The organism is Thioclava sp. NG1, from assembly GCF_003122275.1.
Lineage (GTDB): Bacteria > Pseudomonadota > Alphaproteobacteria > Rhodobacterales > Rhodobacteraceae > Thioclava > Thioclava nitratireducens.
On record NZ_QFBB01000001.1, the window covers coordinates 546567 to 555427 of the forward strand.

General features: G+C 61.7%; 15 protein-coding genes. 3 read left to right on the forward strand and 12 right to left on the reverse strand.

All coding sequences use genetic code 11. The features are described 5' to 3' along the window. Positions 1-73: 73 nt before the first annotated feature. Entirely contained in the window at positions 74-307 is a 234-nt protein-coding gene (gene rpsQ, locus DEM26_RS02685) for a 30S ribosomal protein S17 (protein WP_075773850.1), read from the reverse strand. A gap of 12 nt (positions 308-319) precedes the next feature. Continuing rightward, positions 320-520 carry a 50S ribosomal protein L29 gene (rpmC, locus tag DEM26_RS02690; RefSeq protein WP_075773849.1) on the reverse strand — a complete coding sequence of 67 codons (201 nt, stop codon included), beginning with the start codon at positions 518-520 and terminating at the stop codon, positions 320-322. Between the two features lie 188 nt (positions 521-708). Here rpmC and DEM26_RS02695 point away from each other — a divergent pair, with 188 nt between their 5' ends. Together DEM26_RS02695 and DEM26_RS02700 are read left to right on the forward strand one after the other, a co-directional pair. Continuing rightward, the gene (locus DEM26_RS02695) at positions 709-1344 is read left to right on the forward strand and encodes a 2OG-Fe(II) oxygenase family protein (RefSeq protein WP_088719469.1); all 636 of its coding nucleotides are present in this window, start codon (positions 709-711) and stop codon (positions 1342-1344) included. 82 nt (positions 1345-1426) lie between these two features. Next, a complete protein-coding gene (locus DEM26_RS02700; RefSeq protein ID WP_075773847.1) occupies positions 1427-1960 on the forward strand; it encodes a flavodoxin domain-containing protein in 534 nt (177 codons plus the stop codon). 74 nt (positions 1961-2034) lie between these two features. Here DEM26_RS02700 and rplP read toward each other — a convergent pair whose 3' ends face one another. The 5 genes from rplP to rplB are packed head-to-tail and all read right to left on the reverse strand — an operon-like array spanning position 2035 to position 4677. Beyond that, positions 2035-2448, reverse strand: coding sequence for a 50S ribosomal protein L16 (gene rplP / locus DEM26_RS02705; RefSeq protein WP_075773846.1), 414 nt, complete (start codon positions 2446-2448; stop codon positions 2035-2037). Between the two features lie 14 nt (positions 2449-2462). Beyond that, positions 2463-3170, reverse strand: a complete 708-nt coding sequence (gene rpsC / locus DEM26_RS02710) for a 30S ribosomal protein S3 (protein ID WP_075773845.1) — start codon at positions 3168-3170, stop codon at positions 2463-2465. Continuing rightward, complete coding sequence (rplV, locus tag DEM26_RS02715; RefSeq protein ID WP_078521290.1) at positions 3170-3550, reverse strand: 50S ribosomal protein L22; 381 nt, start codon at positions 3548-3550, stop codon at positions 3170-3172. The genes rpsC and rplV overlap by 1 nt, the downstream gene beginning before the upstream one ends. A 5-nt stretch (positions 3551-3555) precedes the next feature. After that, positions 3556-3834: a 30S ribosomal protein S19 gene (gene rpsS, locus DEM26_RS02720; RefSeq protein WP_075773843.1), complete on the reverse strand. Its 279-nt coding sequence runs from the start codon at positions 3832-3834 to the stop codon at positions 3556-3558. Between the two features lie 3 nt (positions 3835-3837). Further along, on the reverse strand, positions 3838-4677 hold the full coding sequence (gene rplB, locus DEM26_RS02725; RefSeq protein WP_075773842.1) for a 50S ribosomal protein L2: 840 nt from the start codon (positions 4675-4677) through the stop codon (positions 3838-3840). 256 nt (positions 4678-4933) lie between these two features. Between rplB and DEM26_RS02730 the strand changes: the two genes are divergently transcribed. Next, positions 4934-5239 (forward strand): SH3 domain-containing protein, encoded by a 306-nt coding sequence (locus tag DEM26_RS02730; protein WP_075773841.1) that lies wholly within the window; start codon positions 4934-4936, stop codon positions 5237-5239. 124 nt (positions 5240-5363) lie between these two features. Here DEM26_RS02730 and DEM26_RS02735 read toward each other — a convergent pair whose 3' ends face one another. The 5 genes from DEM26_RS02735 to tuf all read right to left on the reverse strand — a co-directional run bounded on the left by DEM26_RS02735 (position 5364) and on the right by tuf (position 8848). Beyond that, positions 5364-5660, reverse strand: a complete 297-nt coding sequence (locus DEM26_RS02735) for a 50S ribosomal protein L23 (RefSeq protein ID WP_075773840.1) — start codon at positions 5658-5660, stop codon at positions 5364-5366. Then, a complete protein-coding gene (rplD, locus tag DEM26_RS02740) occupies positions 5657-6277 on the reverse strand; it encodes a 50S ribosomal protein L4 (RefSeq protein ID WP_075773839.1) in 621 nt (206 codons plus the stop codon). The genes DEM26_RS02735 and rplD overlap by 4 nt, the downstream gene beginning before the upstream one ends. After that, the gene (gene rplC / locus DEM26_RS02745) at positions 6274-7140 is read right to left on the reverse strand and encodes a 50S ribosomal protein L3 (protein WP_075773838.1); all 867 of its coding nucleotides are present in this window, start codon (positions 7138-7140) and stop codon (positions 6274-6276) included. Before rplC ends, rplD begins: the two co-directional genes overlap by 4 nt. A 10-nt stretch (positions 7141-7150) precedes the next feature. Further along, positions 7151-7459 carry a 30S ribosomal protein S10 gene (gene rpsJ, locus DEM26_RS02750; protein ID WP_036639457.1) on the reverse strand — a complete coding sequence of 103 codons (309 nt, stop codon included), beginning with the start codon at positions 7457-7459 and terminating at the stop codon, positions 7151-7153. Between the two features lie 213 nt (positions 7460-7672). Next, a complete protein-coding gene (gene tuf / locus DEM26_RS02755) occupies positions 7673-8848 on the reverse strand; it encodes an elongation factor Tu (protein WP_077701325.1) in 1176 nt (391 codons plus the stop codon). Positions 8849-8861 lie beyond the last annotated feature (13 nt).

The window sequence follows — 8861 nt, forward strand, 5'->3', positions numbered from 1 at the left end:
TTACTCCCGACCTTTGGGGACGCCTATGCAGTAAGGGCCCCAGGGTTTCGAATACTGGCGAAATGGCCGCGGCTTACGCCGTGACCACAACCCGCCAGCGCTTGGTCTTCGAGATCGGCGCGCACTCTTCGATGCGAACAATGTCACCGGTCTTGAACTGGTTTTCCGCGTCGTGGGCGCGGTATTTCTTGGACTTCCGGATCGTCTTCTTGAGAACCGGATGCGTGAAGCGGCGCTCGACCGAAACGGTGATGGTCTGGTCGTTCTTGTCCGACGTCACGGTACCTTGCAGGATGCGTTTGGGCATAGGAAGCTCTCCTTACTTCGCGGCTTCAGCGGCTTTTTGGTTCAGCACGGTCTTGATCCGTGCAACGTCCCGACGAACGGTACGCATGCGCGCGGTGTTCTCGAGCTGGTTCGTGGCCTGCTGAAAGCGGAGGTTGAAGGCTTCTTTCTTCAGCGAGACGAGCTGGTCACGCAGCTCATCAGGCGTCTTCGCCTTGAGTTCTTGGGCGTTCATCCCGGGTCCTTTCTTGGCATCAGAGGGCCCCTCGCGGGTGACCCTACTTCTGATGGGTTATGTCGGTCCTGATTTCAGGAACTTGGGGCCAATATCAGAGCGAATCGAATATGGCAAGGATTGTTTGGCCTCCGGCCCGCTTTCGCGTAACAGGGGGGTAAATCCACGCCCAGTTGCGAGAGCCCCCAATGCCCGAGTCCAAATCCCAGATCGAGTCCCTTTTCGTCACCCGCCTCTACCGCGCCTCCTTATCCGAATTCGGCCCCAAGGTCGATACGAACGAGCTGGAGGCCTCGTGCTACGCCATCGCCGAGGATGACGAAGCCGGTCAGGACTGGTGCGAGGAGAACGGCTATCCGGGCTATACCTCCTACGCCTCGCTCACCGACCTGCCCTGGCGCTTCCCGATCTTCGCGGACATGGTGAAGGCGCTCGACAAGCACGTTGCGGCCTTTGCCAAAGATCTCGAATTCGATCTGGGTGAGGGTAAGTTGGTGCTGGAAGACCTCTGGATCAACATCCTGCCCGAAGGCGGCACCCACAGCTCGCACCTGCACCCCCATTCGGTGATCTCGGGCACGACCTATGTCGCGATGCCCGACGGCGCCTCGGCGCTGAAGCTGGAAGACCCGCGCAGCGCCCGGATGATGGCGGCCCCTACCCGCCTCAAGACCGCCCGGCGCGAGCTGCAGCCCTTCATCTACATCGCCCCAGAACCGGGTGAGGTGCTGCTCTGGGAGAGCTGGCTGCGCCACGAGGTGCCGATGAACATGGCCGAAGACGAGCGGATCTCGGTCAGCTTCAATTACAAATGGGTCGACTGAGCCCGGCGCTTTGATCGCCATCATAGCCAAGCCGCATCTCACCTGATTTTCTTGCTGCGCAACCAGACACCGGGAGCGCAGCATGAAAACACTCGTCGCCTATGCCTCGACCGAGGGGCAAACCCGCAAGATCGCGCGGCACGTCGCCGACCGCATCGCGGATCTGGGTCACTCTGCGGAATTGATTTCCACCGATGAGGCCGAGGGGATGGATCTCGGCCGGTTCGACCGGATCGTCCTCGCGGCCTCGATCCATGTCGGACATTATCAGGGTCGCTTCGCGGATTTCGTCGCCGAACAACGCGATATCATCAAGAACCGCCCGAACCTCTTTCTCTCGGTCTCGCTGGCCGCCGCCGGTCATGACGCAGAGGATTGGCGCGCGCTCGATAAAATCCTGAAGGACTTCGAAGCGGCGACCGGCTGGACGCCGGATCTGACGGAACAGATCGCGGGCGCCTATCTGCCGTCGAGATACGATATCTTCCGCCGGTTCGTGATGCGCCGGATCGTGGCGAAGAAAAATCCCGATGCCGATCTCGATGCAGATATCGAATATACCGACTGGAAGGCACTGGACGCGCTGATCGACGGCTGGATTTCCGACGGCGCCTGATCTCAGCGCCAGATACGCAAAAGCCCCGCCATCTCTGGCGGGGCTTTCGTTTGTCTTCAGCAGTCAGACCGGTATTACCAGTCCTGACGCTCGACGATGCGGCAGGCCACCGGAAGCTTGGCCGCGCCGAGGCGCAGAGCCTCGCGTGCGGTCACTTCGTTGACGCCGTCGATCTCGAACATCACGCGGCCGGGCTTGACCTTGGCGGCCCAACGGTCGACCGAACCCTTACCTTTACCCATACGGACTTCGGTGGGCTTTGCGGTGATCGGGGTATCCGGGAAGATCCGGATCCAGACACGGCCTTGACGCTTCATGTGGCGGGTGATCGCACGACGCGCAGCTTCGATCTGACGGGCGGTGACGCGCTCGGGCGCCTCTGCCTTGAGGCCGAAGTGACCGAAGTTCAGGTCGAAACCACCTTTGGCTTCACCATGAATCCGGCCTTTGTGCATCTTGCGGAACTTCGTCCGTTTCGGTTGCAGCATAACTATCTACTCCCTCAGCGATCGCGACGCGGGCCGCGCGGTGCCGGGCCCTCTTGGGCTTCGGCGTGCTTGCGGTCACGAGCTTGCGGATCATGTTCCATGATCTCGCCTTTGAAGATCCAGACCTTCACGCCGATGATCCCGTAGGGGGTCGACGCTTCGGACAGCGCGTAGTCGATGTCGGCACGCAGGGTGTGCAGCGGAACGCGACCTTCGCGATACCACTCGGTCCGTGCGATCTCGGCGCCGCCCAGACGGCCAGCGACGTTCACGCGGATACCAAGACCACCCATGCGCATCGCGTTCTGCACCGCGCGCTTCATGGCGCGACGGAACGAGACACGACGCTCGAGCTGCTGAGCGATCGACTCGGCAACCAGCTGCGCGTCAAGTTCCGGCTTGCGGACTTCGACGATGTTCAGGTGCAGCTCGCTGTCGGTGAAGTTCGCCAGCTTCTTGCGGAGCGCTTCGATGTCAGCGCCCTTCTTGCCGATGATGACGCCCGGACGCGCAGCGTGAATGGTCACGCGGCATTTCTTGTGCGGACGCTCGATGATGACACGGCTGACGCCGGCCTGCTTGGCTTCCTCGTGGATGAACTCGCGGATCTTGATGTCCTCGAGCAGCAGGTCGCCGTAGTCCTTGCTGTCGGCATACCAGCGGCTATCCCAGGTGCGGTTGACCTGGAGGCGCATGCCGATCGGATTAACCTTCTGACCCATTACGCTTGCTCCTCAACCTGACGCACCTTGATGGTGATTTCCGAGAACGGCTTCATGATCTTGCCGAAGCGACCACGCGCCCGCGGACGGCCACGCTTCATCACCAGGTTCTTGCCGACCCAGGCTTCCGCCACGACGAGTTCGTCCACGTCCAGGCCGTGGTTGTTCTCTGCGTTGGCGATCGCCGACTGGAGGCACTTCTTCACGTCGAGCGCGATGCGCTTCTTCGAGAAGGTCAGGTCCGAAAGGGCCTTGTCGACCTTCTTGCCACGGATCATCGCGGCGACGAGGTTCAGTTTCTGCGGCGAGGTGCGAAGCATACGGGTCTTCGCCATCGCTTCGTTCTCCGCCACGCGGCGCGGATTCTTTTCCTTACCCATGACGATTACTTCCTCTTGGCTTTTTTATCGGCCGCATGCCCGTAATAGGTGCGGGTCGGCGAATATTCACCGAACTTCTGGCCGATCATTTCCTCGGTGACGTTGACCGGGATGTGTTTCTGACCGTTGTAGACCCCAAAGGTGAGGCCGACGAATTGCGGCAGGATGGTGGAGCGACGCGACCAGATCTTGATGACGTCGCCTTTGCCCGACTCGCGAGCCTTCTCTGCTTTTTTCAGCAGGTAGGCATCAACGAAGGGGCCTTTCCAAACAGAACGAGACATATGTTAGCGACCCTTCTTCTTCGCGTGACGCGAACGCAGGATGTACTGGTCCGTCTTCTTGTTGACGCGCGTGCGCTTGCCCTTGGTGGGCTTGCCCCACGGCGTAACCGGATGACGGCCACCCGAGGTGCGGCCTTCACCACCACCGTGCGGGTGGTCGATCGGGTTCATCGCGACACCGCGGACGGTCGGACGAACACCCATGTGGCGCTTACGACCGGCTTTACCGAGGTTCTGGTTCGAGTGGTCGGCGTTCGACACGGCACCGATGGTCGCCATGCATTCCTGACGCACGAGGCGCAGTTCGCCCGACGAAAGACGCAGCTGAGCGTAGCCGCCGTCACGACCGACGAACTGGGCGTAGGTGCCCGCGGCGCGTGCGATCTGGCCACCCTTGCCGGGCTTCAGTTCGACGTTGTGGACGATGGTACCGATCGGCATGCCCGAGAACGGCATCGCGTTGCCCGGCTTGACGTCGTGACGCGAGCCCGAAACGACCTTGTCACCAACAGCGAGACGCTGGGGTGCGAGGATGTAGGCCTGCTCACCATCTTCATAGTTGATCAGCGCGATGAAGGCGGTCCGGTTCGGATCGTACTCGATCCGCTCGACGGTGCCATGAACATCGAACTTGCGACGCTTGAAATCGACGATGCGGTAGAGACGCTTCGCGCCACCACCCTTGTGCCACATCGTGATCCGCCCGGTGTTGTTCCGGCCACCCGACTTGGTCAAACCCTCAGTGAGGGCTTTGACCGGACGGCCTTTCCAAAGCTCCGAACGGTCGATCAGAACCAGCCCACGCTGGCCCGGCGTCGTCGGCTTATACGACTTGAGTGCCATGCTTTCTGTCTTCCGTTGGTTTGCGGCGAGTTGCCTCGCCTGTCTGTGTGTATAGGGCCCCGAAGGTCCCCGAATTCAAAAATCACGGGCCCCGGAACGAATCCGAGGCCGCGAGACTGGCGCGATGTAGCAGGCTTATGGGGGTGAGTCTATAGCCTTGGCCTGTTTTTACACGCGATGGCCCAAGCAACTGGCGCTTCGCGGTCCGGGCAGGCAAAATGCCCCCCGAGGCAGACGACATAACAGGAGAAAATCGATGCGTCCAACCCGAGCAATTCTGCTCGCCGCTCCGCTCTGCGCGGCAGCCACCCTCGCCACCCCCACCCTCGCCGACGCTTGGCGCGGAACCTACGAGGTCGCAGGCGTGAAGGGCCAGGACATGCTGAAACTGCGCGCAGGCCCCGGCACCGGCTACAAGGTAATCCTGGGGCTCCCCAACGGCGCAATCGTCCATGTGCGCAGCTGCGAGCGCAGCGGCAATACCCGCTGGTGCAACGTCTCGCTCGACGTCGCGCGCAACCTGCGCGGCTATGTCTCGGAGAGCTACCTGCGGGAGAAGTGAGTGGTGGGCGCTGCCCGGGCTGGCCACCCGGGCGCCCCATGAGAGACAAGCCCCTAATCCAACTCCGCAAACGAAAAGGCCCCCGCGATCACGAGGGCCTTTCCAATGTCTCGGTCGTACCGGATTACAGGCCGGTGGTGACGTCGATCGTGTTGCCTTCTTCCAGCGTCACGTAGGCTTTCTTGAAGTCCGAGCGACGGCCGGGGGTGCCCCGGAAGCGCTTGGTCTTGCCCTTGGTGATGGTGGTGTTGACCGCCTTCACCTTGACGCCGAAGAGAGTCTCGACAGCTTCTTTGATCTGCGGCTTCGAAGCGTCTTTCGCCACTTCGAAAACAACAGCGCCGTTCTCCGAGGCCATGGTGGCCTTCTCGGTGATGACCGGCTTGACGATCACGTCGTAATGTTCGGGTTTCGCGCTCATTTCAGACGAGCCTCCAGAGCTTCGACACCCGCCTTCGTGAGCACGAGCGTGTCACGCTTGAGGATGTCATACACGTTGGCGCCCATCGAAGGCAGCACATCGATGCCGTCGATGTTGCGCGCGGCTTGGGCGAAGTTCTCGTTCACCTCGGCCCCGTCGATCACCAGCACCTTCTTCCAGCCCAGCTCCTTGGCGGCTTTCGCCAGCAGCTTGGTCTTGGCTTCGGCGAGCTGCGCATCCTCCAGGACGATCAGTTTGCCAGCGGCGGCTTTCGACGACAGCGCGTGCTTCAGACCCAGAGCCCGGAACTTCTTGGGCAGGTCATGAGCGTGGCTGCGCGGGGTCGGGCCCTTGTAGACACCACCCTTGCGGAAGATCGGCGCCTTGCGGGAACCGTGACGTGCGCCACCGGTGCCCTTCTGACGGTAGATCTTCTTGGTCGAGTAGCTGACCTCCGAGCGGGTGAGAACCGAGTGGGTGCCCTGCTGAGCCTTCGCGCGCTGCCAGCGCACGACGCGATGCAGGATGTCCGCACGCGGCTCGAGCCCGAAGATCTCGTCGGCGAGGTCGATCGAACCGGCCTTGCCGGCGTCGAGCTTGATCACATCGAGTTTCATTCTTTGTCTCCTTCGGGCGCTTCGCCGCCGTCTTCGCCTTTATCGGCTTCGATCGACGCTTCGGCTTCCTTCAGCGCGGCAGCTTCCTGAGCGGCCTGCTCCTCGGCGAGACGCTGAGCTTCGGCTTCGGCCTCGGCGGCAGCGGCGGCAGCGGCTTCTTCGGCAGCTTTCGCAGCGGCTTCGGCAGCCGACTTCAGCGCGGCGGGGTAGATGATGTTCTCGGAAAGCGGTTTCTTGACCGCATCCTTGACCGTCACCCAGCCACCTTTGGCGCCCGGAACCGAACCCTTGACCATGATCAGGCCACGGTCGGCATCGGTCTTGACGACCTGAAGGTTCTGGGTCGTGACACGGACGGCACCGAGGTGACCGGCCATCTTCTTGCCCTTGAACACTTTACCCGGGTCCTGACACTGGCCGGTCGAACCGTGCGAGCGGTGCGAGATCGACACGCCGTGCGTGGCGCGCAGACCGCCGAAGTTGTGACGCTTCATCGCACCGGCGAAACCCTTACCGATCGAGGTGCCCGCGATATCCACGAACTGACCTTCGAAATAGTGGTTCGCGGTGATTTCCTCGCCCACTTCGATCAGGTTTTCTTCAGCGACGCGGAATTCCGCGACTTTGCGCTTCGGGGCGACATTGGCTTTCGCGAAGTGACCACGCAGGGCGGCGGTCGTACGCTTGGCCTTGGCTTCACCAGCGCCGAGCTGAACGGCCGTGTAGCCGTCGGTCTCGGAAGTGCGCTGAGCCACCACCTGAAGCTTGTCGAGTTGGAGAACGGTCACAGGAACCTGCTTGCCGTCCTCAAGGAAGAGCCGGGTCATGCCCAGCTTCTTGGCGATAACACCAGTCCGCAGCATAATGCCCTCCTTACACCTTGATCTCGACGTCGACGCCCGCTGCGAGGTCGAGCTTCATCAGCGCGTCCACGGTCTGGGGGGTCGGATCGACGATGTCGAGAAGACGCTTATGCGTCCGGATTTCCCACTGGTCGCGCGACTTCTTGTCGATGTGCGGACCACGCAGAACCGTGAATTTCTCGATCTTGTTCGGGAGCGGGATGGGCCCGCGAACCTGGGCACCCGTGCGCTTCGCGGTGTTCACGATTTCCTGGGTGCTGGCGTCCAGCACGCGGTAATCGAACGCCTTGAGCCGGATGCGGATATTTTGGCCGGTCATATGTCATGCCTCTTCGCATGGCGTGAAGGTTGAGAGGCAGACGGCACCGAATGTAGCGCCTGCATCGAACCTATAAATCTTGGCAGATCAGGCGCGTCCTCTATGGCGTCACCCTGAGTCTGTCAAGAGCGAATGGCGCGCCTTTCGGCGCACCATTCAGATTCTTTCCAACTGTCGTTTTCGGGGCCCCGGAGAGGGCCCCGAAATCACCGATCACTCGATGATTTTCGACACCACGCCGGCGCCGACGGTGCGGCCGCCTTCGCGGATTGCGAAGCGCAGACCGTCTTCCATCGCGATCGGAGCGATCAGTTCGACTTCGAACTTCAGGTTGTCGCCCGGCATCACCATCTCGGTGCCCTCGGGCAGCGTCACGGTGCCGGTCACGTCCGTCGTGCGGAAGTAGAACTGCGGACGATAGTTCGCGAAGAACGGGGTGTGACGGCCACCTTCCTCTTTGGTGAGGATGTAGGCTTCAGCTTCGAACTTCGTGTGCGGCTTCACCGAACCCGGCTTGCACAGAACCTGACCACGCTCGACGCCGTCACGGTCGATGCCGCGCAGCAGCGCGCCGATGTTGTCGCCAGCTTCACCACGGTCCAGCAGCTTGCGGAACATCTCGACGCCCGTGCAGGTCGTCTTCGAGGTGTCGCGGATGCCCACGATTTCCAGTTCGTCGCCGACGTTGATCACGCCACGCTCGACGCGGCCGGTCACAACCGTACCACGGCCCGAGATCGAGAACACGTCTTCGATCGGCATCAGGAAGGGCTGGTCCACGGCGCGCTCCGGCGTCGGGATGTAGCTGTCGACAGCTTCCATCAGAGCACGGATCGAGTTCTCGCCGATTTCCGGATCACGGCCTTCCATCGCGGCCAGAGCCGAACCCTTGATGATCGGGATATCGTCGCCGGGGAAGTCGTAGGACGACAGAAGTTCGCGAACTTCCATTTCCACGAGCTCGAGCAGCTCCTCGTCGTCGACCTGGTCAACCTTGTTCAGGTACACGACCATCGCCGGGATGCCGACCTGACGGCCGAGCAGGATGTGCTCGCGCGTCTGCGGCATCGGGCCGTCAGCTGCGTTCACGACCAGGATCGCGCCGTCCATCTGCGCTGCACCCGTGATCATGTTCTTCACGTAGTCGGCGTGGCCGGGGCAGTCGACGTGCGCGTAGTGACGCGACTCGGTCTCGTACTCCACGTGCGCGGTCGAGATCGTGATGCCGCGGGCTTTCTCTTCCGGCGCGCCGTCGATCTGGTCATACGCGCGGAAATCACCGAAATACTTCGTGATCGCAGCCGTCAGCGTCGTCTTGCCGTGGTCAACGTGGCCAATCGTGCCGATGTTGACGTGCGGTTTGTTACGTTCAAACTTTTCCTTTGCCATGATGGCCTCCTGT